The sequence below is a fragment of the Streptomyces sp. NPDC005728 genome (genome assembly GCF_040630895.1).
GTDB lineage: Bacteria > Actinomycetota > Actinomycetes > Streptomycetales > Streptomycetaceae > Streptomyces.
The window spans coordinates 1-20,817 of sequence record NZ_JBEXYL010000122.1 but is presented as its reverse complement, the minus strand read 5'-3'; the positions used below and the strand labels follow the sequence as shown (position 1 = coordinate 20,817).

The window sequence follows — 20,817 nt, the reverse complement described above, 5'->3', positions numbered from 1 at the left end:
CCTGGCGGCGATCCGGCTGCCTCTGCCCTGCTCCGCAGGAATCCGATTCCTCCCCGACCTGAAGGCCGGGGCATCCTCGCAGGTGCCCGGTGAAGGAGCACCGCCGGCAGGCGTCCGGCCGCGCCTACCGCGTTCGGGATCCTCTCGGCCGCGGTGGGCGCGGCCGCCGGTCCTCACAAGGCCTGGGCTCCAGCCCGGTCAGCCGAGCCCGGCCAGGTGCAGCAGCAGCGACTTGACCTCGGTGGCGGCGAGGGTGCCGGAAACCTCGCCGGGGCGTGAGCACAGCAGGACGGGTCCGTCCTCGGGACGGTCGGGGAGCCTGCCGTGGCTGCCGCGGACCGGGGCGGGATCCAGCGGGACGACGGCCATCCGGTAGCGCATGCCGAGCTTCTTGCGGGCCAGCGCGGTGGCCGCCTTCACCTTGACGTAGGGGTCGAGGGGGTCCATGAACAGTTCGGCGGGGTCGTATCCGGGCTTGCGGTGGATCTCCACGAGCTGCGCGAAGTCGGGGGCGCGGGCGTCGTCGAGCCAGTAGTAGTACGTGAACCAGGCGTCCGGTTCCGCGACGGCGACCAGTTCGCCGGAGCGCGGATGGTCCAGGCCGTACTCCTTCTTGCCCTCGTCGTCAAGGAGTTCACCGACGCCGTCGAGGCCCTGAAGGACCTCCCGCACACCGGGCAGGTCCTCGCTGCGGCGCACGTACACGTGCGCGAGCTGGTGGTCGGCGACCGCGAAGGCACGCGAGGCCATGGTGTCCAGGTACTCCATGCCCACCTGGGTGTGCACCTGGAGGTATCCGGCGCGGCGCAGCGCCCGGTTGATGTCGACGGGCCTGCTGACGGGGGTGATGCCGTACTCGGACAGGACGACGACGGTGCGGTCCTCGGCGGCGGCCTCCTCCAGCAGCGGGGCGAGTGCCGCGTCCAGGTCGGCGGCGGCCTTCAGCGAGCGCGGATCGCGGGGGCCGAAGCGCTGCAGGTCGTAGTCGAGGTGCGGCACGTAGCACAGGGTCAGGTCGGGGTGGCGGGTGCGGTTGAGGTGGCGGGTGGCGTCGATGATCCACTGGCTGGAGGTCAGGTCGGCGGTGGGTCCCCAGAAGCTGAACAGCGGGAACGTGCCGAACTTCGCGGTGAGTTCGTCGTGGAGGGCGGGCGGGCGGGTGTAGCAGTCGGGTTCCTTGCGGCCGTCGGCGTAGTAGACGGGGCGCGGGGTGACGGTGTAGTCGGTGTCCGCGCCCATCGCGTACCACCAGCAGACGTTGGCGACGGTGTAGCCGGGGTGGGCACGGCGGGCCGCTTCCCACACCTTGTCCCCGGCGACCAGGCCGCTGTGCTGACGCCACAGCAGGACGTCGCCGAGGTCGCGGAAGTACCAGCCGTTGCCGACGATGCCGTGCTCGGCGGGCAGGGTGCCGGTCAGGAAGGTGGACTGGGCGGTGCAGGTGACGGCGGGCAGCACGGTGGTCAGGCCGGCCCGGGAGCCGGATGCGGCCAGGGCCCCCAGACGGGGCATGTGGTCGAGGAGCGTGGGGGTCAGGCCCACCACGTCCAGGACGAGCAGGGGCGTGGGGGTGGGGGTCACGGCTGCTCCTTGAGTCCGAGGTCGGTCAGCAGCTCGCGGGCGAGGGTGAGTTCGGCGGCGATGCCGTCGGCGAGCTGGGCGTCGGTGGCCGGGCGTTGGGCGGGGGGCAGGGCCTGCCAGGTGTAGGTCTCGACCTCCAGGTGCCGGGTGAGGGGGTGCGGGCGGTCAAGGAGCGCGGCGAGGGTGTCGCGCAGCACGTCGAGGGTGGAGGTCAGCGGCCGGGCGGGCGGGGCGTGCAGGGGGACGTGGAAGTGGGCGCGCCAGGGCACGGTGTCCGGCAGGGCGGGGCCGGCCAGTGCCTGGCCGAGGTCGTCGCAGCCGTGCAGCCTCTGGCCGGTCCGGGCCCGGGTCTGGTGCAGGAAGCGGGGTTCGTCGAAGGCGGCGAGCGCCGTGCGCACGGCCGTATCGCTCGGGTCGCCGGCGTGCAGGGCGGCGGAGAGCTGCACCTTGGGCACGGTGATGCCGGCCTCTTCCAGGGCGGCCAGGGCCGCCCCGGGTTCCTCGAAGCTGGTCGCGAGGTGGCAGGTGTCCAGGCACAGGCCGATGCGGTGGCCGGGCAGGGCGGCGAGCGGGGCGTGTGCGTCGGCGGTGGTCTCCACCGCGCAGCCGGGTTCGGGTTCCAGGGCGATGCGGATCGAGCGCCCGGTGGTGGCCTCAAGGTCGTCAAGGCGGCGGGCCAGTTCGCTCAGCTGCGTGTGCGCCGTGCGGGCCGCCCTCTCGTCGAAGCCGGTGCGCCAGGCCAGCGGCAGGGTGGAGATGGTGCCCTCGGTGACGTCGTCGGGGAGCAGGCGGGCGAGCAGGCGGGCCAGGTCGGTGGTGTAGGTCAGGCGTTCCGGCTCGCTCCAGTCGGGCCGGTACACGCGGTACTTGACCTCGTCGGCGCCGAAGCCCTGGTAGGGGAAGCCGTTGAGGGTGACCACTTCCAGGCCGCACCGCTCCAGTTCGGTGCGCAGCTGCTGCACGCGGCCCGCCTCGGTGCTCAGGGCGCTCACCGCGTCGCGGGCCAGCCACAGTCCGATGCCCAGGCGCTCGGTGCCCAGGCGGCGGCGGACGGGTTCGCAGTGCTCGCGCAGCTGGGCCAGGACACCGTCGTAGGTCTCGGCGGGGTGGACGTTGGTGCAGTAGGCGAGGTGGACGGTCGAGCCGTCGGGGTGCTCGAAGCGCACGGTTCACTCTCCCCCGCGGGCAAGGGAGTTGCCCTCGTGCAGCGCCTGGGGCTTGACGGTCTCAAGGGTGAGCCGGCCGCTTTGCCCGTAGAAGGCGACGGGGTTTTGCCACAGCACCCGGTCCACGTCGTCGGTGCTGAAGCCCGCGGCCAGCATCGCCTCGCCGACCTTGCGGGTCTTGAGGGGGTCGCTGTTGCCCCAGTCGGCGGCGGAGTTGACCAGGACGCGCTCGCTTCCGTACTCCTTGAGGACGGCGACCATGCGGTGCTCGTCCATCTTGGTGTCCGGGTAGACGGAGAAGCCGAGCCAGGCGCCGGAGTCCTTGGCCACGCGGACGGTGGTCTCGTTGAGATGGTCGACCAGGACGTGGCCTACGGGCAGCTCGGACTCGGCCACCACGTCCAGGGTGCGGCGCAGGCCGGCGAGTTTGTCGCGGTGCGGGGTGTGCACCAGGGCGGGAAGGCGGTGGCGGGCGGCGAGTTCGAGCTGCGCGGCCAGTGCGGTGTCCTCGGCCGGTGTCATCGAGTCGTAGCCGATCTCACCGACCGCGACGACGCCGTCCTTGACCAGGTAGCGGGGCAGTTCGTCCAGGACGGGCACACAGCGCGGGTCGTTGGCCTCCTTGGGGTTGAGGGCGATGGTGCAGTGGTGCGCGATCTCGTACTGGGCGGCCCGAAACGGCTCCCAGCCCAGCAGTGCGTCGAAGTAGTCGAAGAAACTCTGCGGCGAGGTGCGCGGCTGGCCCAGCCAGAAGGAGGGTTCGACCAGTGCGCGTACCCCTGCCGCGTGCATCGCCCGGTAGTCGTCGGTGGTGCGCGAGGTCATGTGGATGTGCGGGTCGAAGATGCGCATCAGGCTTCCTTCGCGGTCAGGGCCAGTACGTGGCTCAGGTCCTCGGGGACGGGCCGGTCGGCGGCCGTGCGTTCGGCGGCGAAGTCCGTGAGCATGCGGGCGAGTTCCCCGTCCCCGCGGGCCCGGCGGGCCAGGCCGGCGACGGCGGCCAGCGGCACCTGGGTGAACAGGCACTTGAGGACCGCGTGGCGCCAGGCGTGGGCGTCCAGGTGCCGGGCGGCGTAGGGTCCGGCGGCCGCGGCGACGAGGTGGGTGTCGTTGGTGCGCAGCGCGTCCTCGACAAGCGGCACGCCCTGGTCGGGGGTGAGCGTCAGGTGGGGCAGGGCGAGCAGCACGGCACGGCGTTCGGCGCCGGTCCCGCGCTGGTAGAGGCGGGTCACGGTGGCCGCGTCGGGGCGGGCCGTGTGCAGCAGGAGCACCCGGGCCGCCTCCGCCGCCTCCGGGAAACCGCACTGGCGGCCGGCCGCGGCGAACCGCAGCTCCCACGCCGGTACTCCCCCGCGCCGCGGGGCGCCCGGCCGGGCGTGGACGGCCTCGCGGGCGTCGGCGAGCGCAGCGTCCAGCCAGGCGGCGCCCTCCGGGCTGAGGCGGGCCAGCAGGTCCTCTCGGGTGATCAGCATCGGGATTCCTGGTTCCTTAACGGGACGGTGCCGGGCGGGCCGGTGCGGTGGGTCCGGCCGCCGGGCGGCCGGACCGGCCGGACCGGCCGGGTGTCTGGCCGGGTGTCTGGCCGGGTGTCTGGCCGGGTGTCTTGGGGCTGGCCGCGGTGAGCTGGTGGCGCAGGAACGCGATCGAGGTGGCGGCGAGTTCGGGCCCGGCGTGCGAGTGGCGGGGCAGTTCGACCACGGTCAGCCCCTGGTAGCCGGTGGCTGCGAGGGCGGCGAGTACGGGCGGGAAGTCGATCTCGCCGTCACCCAAGGGCAGGTGCTCGTGGACTCCGCGCCGCATGTCCTCGATCTGCACGTGCCGCAGCCAGGGACCGGCCGCAAGGACGCAGTCGGCCGGCGGCAGCGGTTCCAGGCACTGGCAGTGGCCGATGTCCAGGGTCAGGCCCAGCATCGGGTGGTCGCCGAGCCGGGCGCGCAGCCGGTGGAAGTCGGCGAGCGACTCGAGCAGGTGACCGGGCTCCGGTTCGACGGCGAGCGGGATGCCGGCCTGCTCGGCGGCGTCGAGGACGGGGCCGAGGGAGGCGCCGAGCCGGTCCCAGGCAGCCTCCTGGCCGGTGTGGGCGGGCGGGATGCCGCTGAAGCAGTGCACGGCGTGGGCCCCGAGGTCCGCCGCCACCTTGACCGCGGTGACCAGCAGCCCGGTACGCCTGGCCCGCGCCGCGGGATCCGCGTCGAGCAGGGTGGGCCCGTGCTTGCGGCGGGCATCGAGGACGTAGCGGGCGCCGGTCTCGACGGTGACGCCGAGGCCGAGCGCACCGAGCCGGCCGGCCACGGCGGCGACGCGGCCGGCAAGTCCCGGGCCGAGCGGATCGAGGTGCATGTGATCCAGAGTCAGGCCGACGCCGTCGTAGCCGAGGTCGGCCAGGACACCGAGGGCGTCGTCGAGACGCAGGTCGGTCAGGCCGTTGGTGCCGTAGCCGAGGCGGATGCTCATGTGGGGCTCACCTTCCGGGCCAGGCGGCGGGCCACGGGCACGAGTGCGCTCAGCAGCGCGGCGGAGCCGAGCGCGCCGCAACGCGCGGCGAGGGTGGCCTGGAGCGGGATCATCGCGCGGATGCCGCCGCCGACGGCCCGCTGGGTCAGCGGCGGCGACGGGTTGAGCGTGGCGTGCCACAGCGGTTTGGCGGCGGTGGCCACGTAGGCGCCGGCGAGCGCGGCCTGGGCAAGGCGGCGGGGTGAACGCAGCGAGCAGGGCGATGGGAGTGAGTAGGGCGAGTGGGGTGAGTGGGGCAGTCTGCTGCCGTCGTTTCGGGGTGGGGCCGGTGTGCCCTGAAGCGGGCTGCCGCCTCGGGGTGCGGCGGGTGTGTCCTGCGGGGGCCTGCTGTTGTCGTTGCGGGCGGGCGGGCCGGCGCTGGGCCGGGTGCCCATCAGCGCGCCGAGGGCGGCGGTCGCGGCGAGCGCGGCGAGCGGCCGGGCGGGTGAGGAGCCCTGGGTCTCGGCGCGGGAGACGGTGGTGACCGCATAGGTGTGGGCGGCGAGCGCGGCGGCGGCCGGCAGCGCACGGCGCACCGCCTGCGCGGTGGCCCTCTTCGTTGCCCGATGCCGCTGCAGGGCAGCGGAGTCGGCGGTGGCCACGGCGCCCAGGAGCAGGTCCAGGCCGCGGGCCGCGGCCATCGCCGCCGGGCCGGCCGGGGTGTGCTTGAGCTTGAGGTCGTAGGCCCAGACGGTGCCGGCGAGTGCGGTGGCGACGAGGGCGGCGGGGCGGCCCGCGGCCCGGGCCAGGCCCAGTCCGGCGGCGGTCAGGCCGGCCGCTGCCGTCAGTGCCTGGGCGGGGCTGATACGGCCCGAGGGCAGGGGGCGGTGCGGGCGCTCGGCGGCGTCCTCCTCGCGGTCCGCCCAGTCGTTCAGGGCCATGCCCGCCTCGTACAGGCACAGGGAGGCGCCGGCGGCGAGGGCGGTGCGCGCTCCCGGGCGCAGCCCGCCGGCCGCGGCTCCGGCCAGGTGGTCGCCGGGGACGGTGAACAGGGCGGAGACGCGCAGGAGTTCGGCCCAGTCGCGCAGTTGGCTCACCGGGAGGCGGCCAGTCGCGCGGCGAAGCCGGTCAGGGCGTCGTACTGTTCGGCCAGGGCCGAGGAGCCGCCGTCGGGGTCCTTGAAGTAGAAGCCCAGCTCGGTGAGGCTCCCGGTGATGCCCGCCTGGTGGGCGCGGGCGGCCAGGCGGGCCAGGTCCAGGACGAGGGGGGCGGCCAGGGCCGAGTCGCAGCCCTGCCAGATGGTCTGCAGGATCATCCGCGAGCCGAGGAAGCCCTCGAAGGCCACGTGGTCCCAGGCGGTCTTCCACTCGCCGAGCGCGGGGACGTCGTCGATGTGGACCTCGCCCTCGGGCAGAGCGCCGAGGTTGTCCTGAAGGACCCGGTTCTTGCCCGCGTTCTTCGCCGCGGCGGTGGCGGCGTCGGCGAGCGCCGCGCCGTCGCCGCCGCCGAGCAGGTTGGTGCCGGACCAGGCCCGCACGTCAAGGGCCCGCTGGCGGAACATGGGGGCGAGCACCGCCCGCAGCAGGGTCTGCCCGGTCTTTCCGTCCCGGCCCGCATACGGCACCGAGGCGGTGCGGGTCAGCTCCTCAAGGGCCGGGTGCCGCAGCCCCGTCGAGGGGGTGAAGTTCACATAGGCGCAGCCCGCGCGCAGGGCGGCCGCGGCATACAGCGAGCTGGCGGGCAGCCGGGTGTCGTCCGCGGCGGGGGCGGGTTCGGTGGAGGCGACGTTGACCACCACGGTGCGGGCCACCTGGGTGCGGCGGGTGAAGTCCGCGATGTCGGCGGCGAAGGCCGCGATCAGTTCCTGGTCGGTGCGCCGGTCGCCGGGCAGCGGTCCGCCGGTGCGGATCTCGCGGTCGGCGGCGGCGAGTTCACCGTGGACCGCCCGGGCCAGCCCGCTGGGCAGGACACCCCCGTCGGCGAGTGCCTCGGCGCGTTTGGGCAGCGGCCAGTCGACGGTGTCGTGGCCGCCGAAGACGAGGCGGGACAGGGCGGGCAGGCCGGCGGCCGTGAAGGCCTCGGTCTCGGTGACCATGCCCGTGGGCGGATGGAGCTGCGCGGCGAGCGCGGCGCACCCGGCGATCGCGGTCGTGGCGACGGAGCCGCGGGCCCCGATGAACCACACACCCGTGCCAGGCCCGCCGCCCGGCTCGCTGCCGGGTCCGCTGCCGGGTCCGCTGCCGGGTCCGTCGGCGGGTCCGTCGGCGGGTCCGCTGCGGGCACCGGGTGTCTTGGCATGCTCGGACACGGAAGGCCTCCTGAAAAGGGGTTTTCGGTTCTGACAAGCCGGGGGCAAAAGGTGCCGGGGGGTGGCCCGGGATCCGGACCCGCCGTCACCGTCACCGGCGGCCCCCTGGGCAGACGGTGACGGAACGGGCGGGCCGGCGGGCCGGGCGGGCCCCGCCGCCGGCCCGCGGGCGGCAGGACGGGGCGATGAACGGGGCGTGCAGTGGGCGGGTCGCTGGCGGGCTGGGCGTCGGAGGGGGCTGGAGGTGTTTGCGGGGCGGGCAAAAAAGGGGGGGCGGCGCTGCTGCGGTGTGCGTGCGGTTCCTGATCTGCTGCGGGCGGCAAAGGCGGTGACGCTGTGATCGGCGGCCGGCAGCTGCCCGCGCCCCGGCGCCTGATGGGCCCCGCGCGGGCCGTACAGGAAAAGGGGTTACGGACGAGGAGTTACGGAGGGAGGGGTTACGGAGGGAGGGGATGCGGAGGGGGGATGCGGAGGGGGGTTATTCGGTGCGCCGGTGCAGTTGTGCGGCCAGTTCGTTCCAGGCGGCTGCGCAGCTGCGGGCCAGGTCGGCGACGTCGGGGGCCCAGTGGCAGGGCAGTCCGCGTTCGAGGGTGTCGATGCTGTTGTTGTCGACGGAGTAGTGGTGCAGCCAGCGCAGGGCGCGCCGGCCGGCTTCGTTGAGCCGCAGCGAGGGGTCCTCGCTGAGTTTGGCGAGGAGTTTGCTGCGGTCCACCGGGTGGGCCCCGCGTTCGGTGCGGGCGGCGGCGGGGGTGCGCTGCCGGCCGGCGGCGGGGGTGTACGGGATGTACGGGGTGTCTTGGGCGGTGCGGTAGCGGCCCGGGACGGGGTCCTCGCCGCGGTCGATGCGCTGGCGCACGTCGCGCACCGTGGCCGGGGAGAGTCCGGTGGCGCGGGCGACCTCGCGCAGCCCGGCGTCGGGCCGGTCCAGGAAGATCGCGGCGGCGCGGCGGCGCAGCTGGGCGCTGTCCAGGGGGCGCAGCCGGCCGTCCCGGCCGAGCCGGGTGGTGGACTGGGCGGTGTGTGCGGTGGATGACTGCGCGCGGATACGGGAGACGGTCTTGTCGGAGATCCCGGTGGCGGCGGCGACCGCACGGTTGGACCAGTGCGGGTGGAGGCGGATGATGCGGGCGGCCGCGGCTGCCCGGTCGGCACGCGAGGGCGGCCGGCCGTGGGGGGCGCCGGCCCTGGCGGACAGGACGAAGGCAGCGGCCTTGTCGCAGTCCAGCAGCCGCGCGGCGATCTCGGTCCGGCCGCTGCGCAGGGCCGCATGAACCCGGTGGGCGCCGTCGAGGACGCGCAGGGTGGGGCGGTGCACGGTGATGGGAGGCAGCAGGTCACCACCCCCGGCAAGCCCCCGTACAAGATCCTGCCCCTGCCCCTGCCCCTGGCCCCGGTCCCGGTCCTGGCCCTGACCCCGGTCCCGGTCCTGGCTCCGGTCCCGGTCCCGGTCCTGCCCCTGACCCCGGTCCCGGTCCTGGCTCCGGTTCTGGTCCTGGTCTTCCGGGCGGGGTGAGTCCTCGAAGACAAGCGAGTCGATCCGTACGCGGGTGACCGGCTGCGATGCGATCCACAGGGCCGACGATTCGATCTCGTCGAGATCGGCAGCCGGGTACGTCAACTGCTCGGCCAGAGACAACGTGCACCTCCTGACAGTGATTCGGAAGCGGGATCCGTTTCCGGCAGCGGCATTAGTGACGGACTCCGCGCCGTCCGCGCACCGGAATATTCAACGAGTTTTCGGCATGCTAGTCGGCACGCTATATCGGATGCAGATTCCACCAGCGGGCCACAGTCCTGCGTGGACCGCTCCTCCAGGGGCTTTCAAGTCCGCTCGGCGGCCGGCCGGGGGAAATGGGCCCGCAGCGGGTGCCGGTGACAGCGGATCAGACGGGCGAGCGGCTGATGCCCCGGCAGATCCGGCAGGAATCCGCAGCCGCCGCCCGGGCCGGCAGTGCCCTGATGAGGGGGGTCGTCGTCGCACGGGAGGCCCGAACTCCCCGGTTCCGTCTGCGCGTCCCGGAAAGGTAATGGCGCGGGCCCGGGCAGGAACAGATGCCCGCGCGCGCACCGCCCGTCGGCGACGTTTTGCCGAGTGGACTCCTGCGTTCCGCCGGGAGGCATCCTGGAAGACCGCTAGAGGAATCCTCGATACCATCTCGTGTATATCTGCACGGAAGCTGCAGAACCCCTCGCGACTGACCCGAGGAAATGACGAAGGTCCGGTCCCGAAGACACTATATAAAGTCTCGTCACCGCTCTGATCCGACGTCCACGGAAACGGTATGAAGGAAGAATGGATATAAAAGTTCTGGGTGCGCTGAATGCCGAAGTGAACGGAATCTCGATCGTCCCGACCGCGTACAAGCCCCGCCAGATCCTGGCGCTGCTCGCCCTCTACCCCGGCCAGGTCGTGCCGGTGCCCACCCTGATGGAGGAGGTCTGGGGCACCGATCTGCCGCAGAGTTCGCTGACCACACTGCAGACGTACGTGCTGCAGCTGCGCCGCATGCTGGGCACCGCCATGGGAGCGGATCTGCCGGGCTCGGCCAAGGACGTGCTCGCCACCCGCTACGGCGGCTATCTGCTGCAGATCCCCGCCGAGTCGGTCGACGTCTACCGCTACGAGCGGCTGGTCGCCGAGGGCCGGCAGGCGTTCGAGGACGGCGAGGACGCCGGCGCGGCCTGTCTGCTGCGCGAGGCGCTGGACCTGTGGGAGGGGCCGACGCTGGTCGACGTCCGCCTCGGTCCGGTCCTGGAGATCGAGGTGATGCGGCTGGAGCAGAGCCGTCTGGTCGCCCAGGAACGCCGGATCGACGCCGAGCTGCGGCTGGGCCGGCACATCGAACTGATCGCCGAGCTGACCGATCTGATCGCCCGTCACCCGCAGCACGAAGGGCTGCACTCACAGGCGATGGTGGCCCTGTACCGATCGGGCCGGCAGGCCGCCGCGCTCGACGTCTACCGCCGGCTGCGCCAGCGCCTGATCGACGAACTCGGTGTGGAGCCCTCCCCGCAGCTGCAGCGCATGCACCAGGCGATGCTCGCGGTCGACCCGCGCCTGGACATCGTCGCGGGCCCGCGCCGCACCTCCACGTTCGACCTGTACGCCGCCTGACACGCAGGGGCGGCCGACCGGGCAGGGGGCGGCGGCCCCCGGGGCCAGGCGCCGGCGCAGGGACGGCGCAGGGGCCGCGCGCGGCGGGGGCGCGCGGCCCGGCGTGAGTGCCTGTTCCTGATTGCAGCCATGACATGGTGGCGACCGTGACGCGTTGGTGAACGGCTGGTTGTCGCCGCGTGCGGTCAGTGCCTCGGGAAGGACCTGATGAAGCTTCTCCTCACCGACTCCGGTATCAAGAACGCGAGCATCCACGATGCGCTGGTCGACCTCCTGGGCAAGCCGGTCGCCGAGTCCAGCGCCCTGTGCATCCCCACCGCCGGGTACGGGGCTCCCGACGCCGATCCGGGCGGGCCATGGCGATTCATCAGCGGACGATCCTCCAGCCCCATGACCGAACTGGGGTGGAAGTCGGTGGGCGTGCTGGAACTCACCGCGCTGCCCAGCATCGAGAAAGCGCGCTGGGTCTCCTGGGTCCGGGAGGCCGACGTCCTGCTGGTCAACGGCGGTGACGCGCTGTACCTGTGCCACTGGATGCGGGAGTCGGGGCTGGCTGAACTCCTGCCGTCGCTGCCCGACACGCTCTACGTGGGCCTCAGCGCCGGGAGCCTGGTGATGACCCCCCGCGTCGGGGAGGACTTCGTGGGCTGGAAGCCTCCCGCCGGCGGCGACAGCGCGCTGGGTCTGGTTGATTTTTCGATCTTCCCGCACCTGGATCATCCGGCCTGCCCGGACAACACCATGGCCGCGGCACGACGATGGGCAGCCCAGATCGTGGGTCCGGCGTACGCGATTGACGAGCAGACCGCCATCAAGGTGGCCGACGGCGTTGTCGAAATTGTCTCCGAGGGCCACTGGACCCTGTTTGAGCAGTTCGCCCATGGAGTGCCCTTTCCTGAGGCCGACATGACATGACGGTGATCGTGATGCCTGGGCGAACGGCACGTTGGGGGGCGCGGGCGCGCGATGGTTTGCCCGCCATGACTGAGCTCGGATCCGTCGCCTGGCCACCCGCCCCGATACGGACCGAACGGCTCGTGCTCCGCGAGTCCCAGGCCCGGGACCGTGCGGTGTTCATCGAGCTGTTCGCCTCGTCAGAGGTGCATACCTACCTCGGTGGCCCTCGAGCGCGTGATGAACTCGAACGCACGGTGCCTGAGGTGCCCGGGCGGCGGCCCGGGCTGTTCGTGATCGAGCTCGACGCAGCCATGATCGGCATCATCGAGCTCAACCGGCGCGACGCCGAGCACCGGAGCCAAGTCCGTCCGGACAGCGGGGCGGTCGAGCTCGGCTACCTGGTGCTGCGGCAGGCGTGGGGACACGGGTACGCCGCCGAGGCGTGTGCGGCGGCGCTCGGCTGGTTCGCCGACGTGCTTCCCGGTGAGCCGGTGGCGCTCTACACACAGACCGCCAACGACCGCTCGATGCGCCTCGCGGCGAAGTTGGGGTTCACCGAGGCGGAGCGGTTCGAGGAGTGGGGCGCCGAACAGTGGATGGGCGTGTGGCTCTCGGTCCCGCCGTCTGTCTGATGCCCGCAGGGCGGTGATCGGGTGTCACGGCCCGCGGCACAGCGGGCCGGTCCGGCGCGGCAGCGCTGGGGCCGCTCGTCCACCTCGGAGCCGGAGCGCGGGATCGAGCCCGTGGACGGTGAGGCTCAACAGCGGACGCCGAGCGCCCGCAGACGGTGGGTGCACAGCGCCCGCAGACGGTGAGTGCAGGGTGCTCCTGGGCGGTGGGTGCAGGGTGCTCCTGGGCGGTGGACGCCGGCTCTCGTAGCCGGTCGCGGGGCTAACGGCGTTTGCGCGCCGTGGCCTTGCTCGGCTCTGCGCAGCCCCGGGCGAAGCCGCAGTCGCCGGGCGGCCGGGAGACCTTGCATCAGACGGGCGCGCAGCGGGCCGGCGATGTACGAGGCGGTACAGGCGGAACCGGCAGAGCCGGGGCGGGCCGGCGCGGGCGCGGAGCAGGTCGCGCAGGGGCGGTGGCGGTCTCGCGGACCGGCGTGAGCGGGATGCCTGACGTTTCCCGGTGCGGGGTGCCGTCGAGGCGAGGGCGGCCGGCCGCAGTGCTCTGGGCGGCAGCGGACCTGGCGGTGGACGAGGGCGGCGCCACGCGTGCGAAGGCAGCCGCAAGGCCGGGGGGTGATGCCGTGGTTCGGCCCGGGAACAAGACCGACCGGCACACAGACCGGGCCCCCATCCGCGAGGAGCGCCCGGCAGATGTGCCGCAGCGAGGGCGGCGCACCGGGCGGCGCGGGAAGGTGCCGTACGGGCCTGGAGGATCCGCTCCGGTGCCGGCCATTGCGGGTCAACTCCAGGTCGGCCCGGTGGGTCAACTCCGCTACCGGTCCGGCGGGTTGACCGCCGGCCGCGCTGGTGCGGCCGCGCTGGTGTACGGGGGCTGGTCCGGGGCGGGGTGGTGTCGCGGCCTGCCGGGGTTCGTCCTGGCGCCGCCGGCGTCGGGGGTGCGTGGGTGCTCTGCCGGCTCGGCAGGGCGCCGGCCGTGGGGGCCGCTTGCCGGGTGTTGTCCGCTCGCCCGGTGCCCGGGGAGGGGTGCGTGTGCCGGGTTCTTCTGGCGGTGGAGGGCCGGCGGTGTCTGCGCGCACCGGGGTGTGGGGGGTGTCAGGTGCGGGCGGTGTTTGCGGTGTGTTTTTGGCGGCCTGTCAGGGGGCCGGGGACCAGTGGGTGGTGGTGGCCGGTGGCGGCTCCTTACGGGGGTCTTGCCCGGCTGTGGCCCGGCAGCCGGGCGGCTGCCGGGCCGGCCCGTGTCCGCTTGCCCCGGCCCCCCGTGCACCGGAGGGGGCCGGGGGCCGGTGGGGCCGGTGTGTCAGACCGTGCGGGCGACGCGGCGGCGGTCCGCGGCGTTGGGGGCCGCTGCCGCCGGGGCCTCGGGGCGGGCCATCAGTATCGAGCGCTGCAGGCGACTGAGCGCGGCGGACGGCTCCAGGCCCAGCTCGGAGACGAGCGTGGTACGCAGCCGCTGGTAGACGTCGAGTGCCTCGCCGCGCCGGCCCGAGCGGTGCAGGGCCAGCATGAACTGCCCGTGCACGCTCTCGTGCATCCGGTACTGGTTGACCATCACCGTCAGTTCCGGCAGCAGCTCACGGTGGCGGCCCAGGCGCAGGTCGGCCTCGATGCGCTGGTCGAGCGCGCACAGCCGCGCCTCCTCCAGCCGCCTGGCCTCCATGTCGATACGGATACCGACCTGGATGTCGGTGAGCGCGGGCCCGGTCCACAGCGAGAGCGCATCGGCCAGCAGGCGGGCAGCGCTCGTGTAGTCCTCGGCGTCCATGGCCCGGTAACCGGCGCCCGCGCGGCGCTCGAACTCCCGGTAGTCGACGGTTCCGGCCCGTGTCTCCAGCCGGTAGCCGCCGGGGACGGTGGCGAGGATGTCCTTGGCCGTCAGCCGCTCACCGTCGCCGCGCGCGAGCGCCTCGGCGATCAGCTCCCGCAACTGCAGCACATAGGTCTGCAAGGTGGTACGCGCGCTGCGTGGCGGCACGCCTCCCCACAGTTCTTCCACCAGAGCGGTCACGGGGACCACCTGGTCGGCGTTGAGAGCGAGCAGGGCCAGAACCTGTCTCGGCTTGGGGGCTGTCGGCACGATCGACACCCCGTTCTCCCGCACGGACAGCGCACCCAGAACTTCGATGTCCACAATCTCCCCCATGAGTCCAAGCCGGAGACCGGAACTCGGCCTAGACGCTTCTCCGGCCGAGGTCCGACACTCTGCCACCCTCGAATAAAGAGATAAAAAAACTGCGCAGTCGGTTTGTCAATACAGAACGGCCATTGTCCCGCTGGAGTGACGACATCCGGCCAGCGATATATCAGGCGGCCGCTCGTCCGCCCCCGTCCCGGCCAGGGCAAACCCGAAGGGTGAGTCTGAAGTTACGTCCACGCAGGGCACGGAGCAGCGAAAACAAGACGCCGGCGGAAGTCCGGAATGGTCGGCCCCCTGAACAGGGCGAGACCCCCGCCCCGCAGGTGATCCCGGCGGGAAGGGGGCGGACGGTCCCGTACGCCACGGCATGGATCCGGCCACGGCCGGCGGCACGGGCCGGCACGGGGCGCGCGGGCCGGCCACGGGGCGGCCGGCGCAGGCGGGCAGGGCGGTGCGGGGCGTCAAGGCACGCCGGGCGGTGCGGGGCGCGCGGCACGGGCGGACGCAGGCGAGCAGGCATGCGGGCAGGCATGCGGGCGGGCAGCGGTGCAGGCATGCGGGCGGGCAGGGGTGCAGGCATGCGGGCCGGGGCGGCCTCGCCGTCCGGTGCAGGGGCCGCGCGCGGCATCACGCACGTCACCGCGGGTGCTACTGCGGGGGGTTGCCGTGTTTGCGGGAGGGCAGGTCGGCATGTTTGGTGCGCAGCATGGCCAGGGAGCGGATCAGTACCTCGCGGGTGGCGGCGGGGTCGATGACGTCGTCCACCAGGCCGCGTTCGGCCGCGTAGTAGGGGTGCATCAGCTCGGCCTTGTATTCCTTGACCATGCGTTCGCGCATCGCGTCGGGTTCGTCGGCCTCGGCGATCTGCCGGCGGAAGATGACATTCGCGGCGGCTTCGGCGCCCATCACGGCGATCTCGTTGGTGGGCCAGGCGTAGGTGAGGTCGGCGCCGATGGACTGGGAGTCCATGACGATGTAGGCGCCGCCGTAGGCCTTGCGCAGGACGAGGGAGATGCGGGGCACGGTGGCGTTGCAGTAGGCGTAGAGCAGTTTGGCGCCGTGGCGGATGATCCCGCCGTGTTCCTGGCCGACGCCCGGCAGGAAGCCGGGGACGTCCAGCAGGGTCACGAGGGGAATGTTGAAGGCATCGCACATCTGCACGAAGCGGGCGGCTTTCTCACTGGCCCCGATGTCCAGGACACCGGCCAGGACCTGGGGCTGATTGGCGACGATGCCGACCACCCGGCCGTCCAGGCGGGCCAGCGCGCAGATGATGTTCCGGGCCCAGCGCTCGTGGACCTCCAGGTACTCGCCGTCGTCGGCGATCTCCTCGATGACCTCGGCCATGTCGTAGGGCCGGTTGCCGTCCGCCGGAACGAGGTCCAGCAGCACCTGCGAGCGGCGCGCGGGCGGGTCGGTGGTCGGCCCGCTGGGCGGGTACTCGCGGTTGTTCTGCGGCAGGAGCGAGAGGAGATAGCGGACCTCGGCCAGGCAGGTCTCCTCGTCGTCGTAGGCGAAGTGGCACACCCCGGACGTCTCCGCGTGGACGTCCGCGCCGCCCAGCCCGTTCTGGGTGATCTCCTCACCCGTCACCGCCTTGACCACGTCCGGACCGGTGATGAACATCTGCGAGGTCCCGCGGACCATGAACACGAAGTCACTCAGCGCGGGACTGTAGGCGGCACCCCCGGCACACGGGCCGAGCATCACGGAGATCTGCGGGATGACACCGGACGCGGCCGTGTTGCGGCGGAAGATACCGCCGTAGCCCGCGAGGGCGGTGACACCCTCCTGGATACGGGCGCCCGCACCGTCGTTCAGCGACACCAACGGCGCCCCCGCCGCGACGGCCATGTCCATGATCTTGTGGATCTTCGTGGCATGGGCCTCGCCCAGCGCACCGCCGAAGATCCGGAAGTCATGGGCGTAGACGAACACCGTGCGGCCCTCCACCGTGCCCCAGCCGGTGACGACACCGTCGGTGTACGGCCTCTTCGCCTCCAGACCGAACCCACTCGCCCGGTGCCGGCGCAACTGCTCCACCTCCTGGAACGAGCCGTCGTCCAGGAGCAGCTCGATGCGCTCGCGCGCCGTCAGCTTGCCCTTGGCATGCTGCACCCCGGTCGCCTTCCCACCCGGCCCCCCAAGCGCCCTGGCACGCACCGCCATCAGTTCCGCAGCGCGCTGACGGGCAGCCGCCCCCTCCCCAACGGCCCGGGGCATGTCATTCACAACACTCACGGCGTGTCCCTCCCTCGTGATACAGCCCGAAACAGAGCACCCCGCACACCGCCGGCCACCCAACAGCCGACCGCACAAGGAGCACCGACCCGACACACACCAGCCACCGACAACAACACGGCCAGCACCCCCCCCTTTCAACCACCGGCACCGGCACCGGCCAGTACAGGAACCGGCCAGCAGTGCGGGGTTGCACCCGCACCGGCCGGTGGCACGGGTGCCGGCCAGTGGTCACGGGTGCCGGCGCCAGTGGTACGGGGAGCGGTACGCCGCGGGCGGCCGCTCCGGGCGCCACCGCGGCACACCCGGGCCCCGCACCCGGCCGCTTTCCCCGCCCCGCGCGGCCAGCAGCGAGAGCAGCACGACAGTGACCGCGGCCAGCTCCGCATCGGTGGCCCGGCCCCGTTCCAGCCGCAGCACCGCGCGCACGCCGCCCGCCGGACCCGCTCCCCCCTCACCCCCACCGCAGTCCACCAACCCCACCGTCCCCACCGTCCCCGTCATCCCCGCGCCCCCTCCTCTTTCGGGCAACCGTCCGCCATGGCGCTCAAGAGGAACTCTGGGCCTGCTGGAAGAAGACTCGGCTCAGCGGACGCCGCCGTGCACCTGGTCCCCGAGCGCCACCGGAGCCAGAACCCGCTCGGGGGCCGCCGCCAGCCACGACAGAGCCAGCGACCAAAACCGCGTCACACGCTCGACCGAGGGCCACTCCGCATCCACCAGCGCAATCACCTCGAACCCGACCGTGGCCGCGACGATCGCCGTCACCGCATCGTCCACCGAGACATCCTCGGCCAGCTCCCCCGCCTCCTTCGCCTTCACGACCAACTCGTTCACCAGACCACGCCACCAGCCCAGCAGGTGCGCCTCACTCTTGCGCGACGGGTCAGCACTGAGACGAAAACCAGCCCGCACCACCGGATCATCAACCGCAAGCAGCAAACCGAACGCCGTACGGATCAGCGACTGCAGCGCAGAACCCGCCTGACCACGACACCCCTGCGCCAACTGCCGCACCGACGCAGCCGCCTCCAACTCCACCTGACTGGCCAACGCATCCTTGTCCGCGAAATGAAAATGCAGCGCACCGGCACTCACCCCGGCCCGCCCACTGATCACAGAAAGAGAGGCCACCACATACCCATCGGCGGCGAACGCCTCGGCAGCCGCGCGGATCAGGGCCTGACGCGTCCGCACCGCCCGTTCTTGCTTGACCATCGCGCCTCCTCCACCTAGTCACGATCTTCAGCAAACCGCACGCGTGGTATATTTATCAGATAAAGGTCGGCCACCTCCCGCACACCCCAACACCCACCCGAGTGTGCATCAGCAAACCACACGCCCACCGGAAAACAACCGACCCCAGCCACAACCCCACCCAGCCACCCGGCTATCAGCCCCGGCTTCCCGCCCCGGCTGCCGGCTGAGCACGCGAGGCGAACCCAAGAGCGGCCCGCCCGCCTTCCGGCACACGGTGCAGCCCCGGCACGGCACGCGCCGCCCCGCAGCCGGGACCATCACGGCCCCCGCCGGCCAGAACCAGAGCACCGACCGGGACGACCAGGCCCCCGACCTGCAGCACCGCCACCCCTCCCCGCCGATCACCACACCCCGCCACCCCCACGACACCACAGCCAGGACACACGGGGCAGGAGGCACGGGGCAGGAGGCAGAGGGCAGAAGGGCAGAGGGGCAGCAGGCCGCCGACATCACCGCCCCCCGCCCGGGCCCCGATCGTGCACACACAATGCCGCCGCACCAAAACCCACAAACACCGGCCCCCAACGACCGGGGCAAGCCCCCTCCCCCGGCAACAACACAGGACCATCCACACCCCCGACAACCCTTCAGCCACACCGCAACACAACCGACAGCCACGAGAACACACCGACCACATACAGCCGGGCACAGCCGCGTACGGCCAGGCAACAGCCGACGCCGACAGCAACACCCAGAGCAGCCCAGCGTGTTGGCGCTCTGCGACCTTCGGCTCTGACCGCGCTTGCGTGAACGTTCCTGTATGTTCACCCGGACTCGCTGAGCGCGGGTCGCCGGAGGCGGAAAAGATCGATCGTGGCCGATGAACGGCTTGAGGCCGAGTGGATCCGCGACCGGTGAAAACAGGCGGACCCGGCAATCACCGAACTGATGCGGCCCTTTGAGGCACGGCACGGCTTCCCGCCCGGCAGGAATATGGCCGTGCCCGCAACGCCGGCCAGTCACAAGGCGACAGACGCCCTCGTGGAACCGACCCCGATCCCCCCGGACCCGACCACGATGTACTGGATGATCGACGAGATCTCCCTACCCGACGCCGACAGCGGCTACTTCGTCCACCCAGCCTCCACAGCCGCACGACACGTCCGCGAGCACGGGCCCATGCAGACCCAAGGGAAAGAGCCTGCCCCGGTGTTCACCGGCGACGGCAGCGGCCATCTGTTCGCACCGGCAGGCTCCGGGCGAATCCGCAGGTCCACCACCACGTCGTGGCTCGACCAGTTCGACCTTGCCCACGCCGGCCCGCAGGAGTTCTCCGAAAGGCTGCTCCAACGCATCAGCCGACAACTCCGACCACCAGCCCCACAGAAGGCAAGGATCACAGCTGAACAAAGGACACGTACCCGAAGGAGCCGGGCCCCCCCCGCACATGACCCTCTTGATCGTTTCCACCCGGCCGACGTAGCCCTCAACTCTCCCCGAGCCCCCATCGAAGACGAGTCCGGCACTCACGACGCCAAGCCCCCGGCGAAGGAAAGCAGCGAACTCCGCAACCACGACAGAACGCCAGCGGCACCCGCATACAGCCCACAGCGACAGCAACCACAACCACAGGACCAGCCACAGCCAACACCGACACAGACACCGACACCAACGAGCGCCAGAAACCGACACAGACGCCAGCACCGGCCCACAGCAGCCCACAGCAGCCCACCGCAGCCCACCGCAGACACGAACCCCAGAAACAGCCGAGTACAACTGGCAGCGACAGAAACACCAGCCGCGAGGCCAGGGGCAGCCAACACCGACGAGAACGCCAGCGAGCCCGCACGGCCAAGACGTCAGCACCCGCCCGCAACCGTCACGGACCCCGTAGCAGTCGAGCACGGCCCGCAGCCGACACAGATCCCCGTAGCAGCCGCGTGCAACTGACAGCAATAGGAACAGCAACGGACAGCAACCGTGGGACCAGGGGCAACCGACACCGACGCAGACCCCACTGGCAGTCCGGTACAGCCCCCGACAGACACAGATGCCAGTGACGGCCGAGTGCAACTGGCGACCAAAGCAACGTCAGCCGCAAGGCCAGGGGCAGCCCGCACCTACGAAGACACCAACGAGCACCAGAAACCGGCGCAGACCTCAGCACCCGCCCGCAGCGGCCCGCAACCGACACGGAACCCAGAAGCAGCCGAGCACAACTGGCCACCACACGAACACCAGCCACAAAACCCGGACCAGCCGACACCGACACAGACCCCAGAGACGGCCGGGGCACAGCCCGCAACCGACACGGATCCATGGCAGCCAGGCACAGCACGCAGCCGACACGGACGCCAGTGGCAGTCCGCATACAACACGCGGCCGACACGGATCCCCACAACAGCCCGGTCCAACTGGCAGCGACAGGAACACCAGCCACGAAACCAGGGCCAGCCGACACCGACGAGAACGCCAGCGGCAGCAGGGCGCAGCCCACAGCCGACACGGATACCGGCAGCGGCGGAGCCAGCCGACACGGATACCGGCAGCGGCGGAGCCAGCCGACACGGATGCCGGCGGCGGTGGGGGCCAGCCGACACGGATGCAGACGGCGGCGCGGTGGGACCTGGTGGGGATGTCAGCCGGTGACGGGGTGGGACCTGGTGGGGATGTCAGCCGGTGACGGTGGCCCCCACAGCAGCCCACACCGTCCCACCCGACTGCCCACCCTGCCCGTCCGCCTGCCGCAACTCCAACGCCGCAGCATGCACTCGAGCCCCCCGATCAGCAGCCGTATCAAGCCGTAACAACACCGCCGGCACCGCAATACTCGCCATCAGATGCCCCTGCAAATCCGACACCCGCTCCGGCAGATCAGCATGATTCGTCATGATCTTAGACAACACCTGCACACCCGTGAACGCCCCCACAAACATCCGCGCCACCGCCCGCACATCCACATGCGGCAACAACTCCCCCCTCTCCTTCGCCCTCCCAAGAAGCTCCACATTGTGCTCCATCCACCCACTCATCGGCACCCGCCGATCCAACCCATCACACGGCGCCCCCTGATCCACCGTCAACCGCACACTCCCCGAAACAACCGGATCACC

The 20,817-nt window shown here is 72.0% G+C and carries 15 protein-coding genes and 1 pseudogene; 3 read left to right on the top strand and 13 right to left on the bottom strand.

What is annotated here, in order from left to right; genetic code table 11:
* Window positions 1-198: 198 nt before the first annotated feature.
* The 8 genes from ABZ471_RS42180 to ABZ471_RS42145 form a co-directional block, all read right to left on the bottom strand.
* Window positions 199-1,581 (bottom strand): nucleotide pyrophosphatase/phosphodiesterase family protein, encoded by a 1,383-nt coding sequence (locus ABZ471_RS42180; RefSeq protein ID WP_359074335.1) that lies wholly within the window; start codon window positions 1,579-1,581, stop codon window positions 199-201.
* Window positions 1,578-2,747 carry a metabolite traffic protein EboE gene (gene eboE, locus ABZ471_RS42175; protein WP_359074334.1) on the bottom strand — a complete coding sequence of 390 codons (1,170 nt, stop codon included), beginning with the start codon at window positions 2,745-2,747 and terminating at the stop codon, window positions 1,578-1,580. The genes ABZ471_RS42180 and eboE overlap by 4 nt, the downstream gene beginning before the upstream one ends.
* A 3-nt stretch (window positions 2,748-2,750) precedes the next feature.
* Window positions 2,751-3,599 carry a TatD family hydrolase gene (locus ABZ471_RS42170; RefSeq protein ID WP_359074332.1) on the bottom strand — a complete coding sequence of 283 codons (849 nt, stop codon included), beginning with the start codon at window positions 3,597-3,599 and terminating at the stop codon, window positions 2,751-2,753.
* The gene (locus ABZ471_RS42165) at window positions 3,599-4,219 is read right to left on the bottom strand and encodes an EboA domain-containing protein (RefSeq protein WP_359074331.1); all 621 of its coding nucleotides are present in this window, start codon (window positions 4,217-4,219) and stop codon (window positions 3,599-3,601) included. Before ABZ471_RS42165 ends, ABZ471_RS42170 begins: the two co-directional genes overlap by 1 nt.
* Before the next feature lie 16 nt (window positions 4,220-4,235).
* Window positions 4,236-5,201 carry a sugar phosphate isomerase/epimerase family protein gene (locus ABZ471_RS42160; protein ID WP_359074329.1) on the bottom strand — a complete coding sequence of 322 codons (966 nt, stop codon included), beginning with the start codon at window positions 5,199-5,201 and terminating at the stop codon, window positions 4,236-4,238.
* Complete coding sequence (locus tag ABZ471_RS42155) at window positions 5,198-6,277, bottom strand: SCO3242 family prenyltransferase (protein ID WP_359074327.1); 1,080 nt, start codon at window positions 6,275-6,277, stop codon at window positions 5,198-5,200. The genes ABZ471_RS42160 and ABZ471_RS42155 overlap by 4 nt, the downstream gene beginning before the upstream one ends.
* Window positions 6,274-7,365, bottom strand: coding sequence for an inositol-3-phosphate synthase (locus tag ABZ471_RS42150; protein WP_359074339.1), 1,092 nt, complete (start codon window positions 7,363-7,365; stop codon window positions 6,274-6,276). The genes ABZ471_RS42155 and ABZ471_RS42150 overlap by 4 nt, the downstream gene beginning before the upstream one ends.
* A gap of 601 nt (window positions 7,366-7,966) precedes the next feature.
* Complete coding sequence (locus ABZ471_RS42145) at window positions 7,967-9,124, bottom strand: hypothetical protein (protein ID WP_359074325.1); 1,158 nt, start codon at window positions 9,122-9,124, stop codon at window positions 7,967-7,969.
* Between the two features lie 657 nt (window positions 9,125-9,781).
* On the opposite strand from ABZ471_RS42145, the gene ABZ471_RS42140 reads away from it, so the two are divergent.
* From ABZ471_RS42140 to ABZ471_RS42130, 3 genes are all read left to right on the top strand, one after another.
* On the top strand, window positions 9,782-10,603 hold the full coding sequence (locus tag ABZ471_RS42140; RefSeq protein WP_359074324.1) for an AfsR/SARP family transcriptional regulator: 822 nt from the start codon (window positions 9,782-9,784) through the stop codon (window positions 10,601-10,603).
* A gap of 207 nt (window positions 10,604-10,810) precedes the next feature.
* A complete protein-coding gene (locus tag ABZ471_RS42135) occupies window positions 10,811-11,518 on the top strand; it encodes a Type 1 glutamine amidotransferase-like domain-containing protein (protein ID WP_359074323.1) in 708 nt (235 codons plus the stop codon).
* Between the two features lie 65 nt (window positions 11,519-11,583).
* Window positions 11,584-12,132, top strand: coding sequence for a GNAT family N-acetyltransferase (locus ABZ471_RS42130; RefSeq protein WP_359074321.1), 549 nt, complete (start codon window positions 11,584-11,586; stop codon window positions 12,130-12,132).
* A gap of 1,294 nt (window positions 12,133-13,426) precedes the next feature.
* On the opposite strand, the gene ABZ471_RS42125 is transcribed toward ABZ471_RS42130, so the two are convergent.
* The 5 genes and pseudogenes from ABZ471_RS42125 to ABZ471_RS42105 form a co-directional block, all read right to left on the bottom strand.
* Window positions 13,427-14,257, bottom strand: a complete 831-nt coding sequence (locus ABZ471_RS42125; RefSeq protein WP_359074337.1) for an AfsR/SARP family transcriptional regulator — start codon at window positions 14,255-14,257, stop codon at window positions 13,427-13,429.
* A gap of 654 nt (window positions 14,258-14,911) precedes the next feature.
* Window positions 14,912-16,504, bottom strand: coding sequence for an acyl-CoA carboxylase subunit beta (locus ABZ471_RS42120; protein ID WP_359074320.1), 1,593 nt, complete (start codon window positions 16,502-16,504; stop codon window positions 14,912-14,914).
* Window positions 16,505-16,735: 231 nt separating this feature from the next.
* The gene (locus ABZ471_RS42115; protein WP_359074319.1) at window positions 16,736-17,008 is read right to left on the bottom strand and encodes an acyl-CoA carboxylase epsilon subunit; all 273 of its coding nucleotides are present in this window, start codon (window positions 17,006-17,008) and stop codon (window positions 16,736-16,738) included.
* An 81-nt stretch (window positions 17,009-17,089) separates the two neighbouring features.
* On the bottom strand, window positions 17,090-17,722 hold the full coding sequence (locus ABZ471_RS42110; RefSeq protein ID WP_359074317.1) for a ScbR family autoregulator-binding transcription factor: 633 nt from the start codon (window positions 17,720-17,722) through the stop codon (window positions 17,090-17,092).
* A 2,654-nt stretch (window positions 17,723-20,376) separates the two neighbouring features.
* A pseudogene (locus ABZ471_RS42105) lies at window positions 20,377-20,817 on the bottom strand (TetR/AcrR family transcriptional regulator); the annotation flags it as partial.

Bases quoted from the DNA above. Each gene is read 5' to 3' on its own strand.
- ABZ471_RS42170 (WP_359074332.1), bottom strand. From the start codon at position 3,599: ATGCGCATCTTCGACCCGCACATCCACATGACCTCGCGCACCACCGAC.
- ABZ471_RS42165 (WP_359074331.1), bottom strand. From the start codon at position 4,219: ATGCTGATCACCCGAGAGGACCTGCTGGCCCGCCTCAGCCCGGAGGGC.
- ABZ471_RS42160 (WP_359074329.1), bottom strand. From the start codon at position 5,201: ATGAGCATCCGCCTCGGCTACGGCACCAACGGCCTGACCGACCTGCGT.
- ABZ471_RS42140 (WP_359074324.1), top strand. From the start codon at position 9,782: ATGGATATAAAAGTTCTGGGTGCGCTGAATGCCGAAGTGAACGGAATC.
- ABZ471_RS42135 (WP_359074323.1), top strand. From the start codon at position 10,811: ATGAAGCTTCTCCTCACCGACTCCGGTATCAAGAACGCGAGCATCCAC.
- ABZ471_RS42130 (WP_359074321.1), top strand. From the start codon at position 11,584: ATGACTGAGCTCGGATCCGTCGCCTGGCCACCCGCCCCGATACGGACC.
- ABZ471_RS42115 (WP_359074319.1), bottom strand. From the start codon at position 17,008: ATGACGGGGACGGTGGGGACGGTGGGGTTGGTGGACTGCGGTGGGGGT.
- ABZ471_RS42110 (WP_359074317.1), bottom strand. From the start codon at position 17,722: ATGGTCAAGCAAGAACGGGCGGTGCGGACGCGTCAGGCCCTGATCCGC.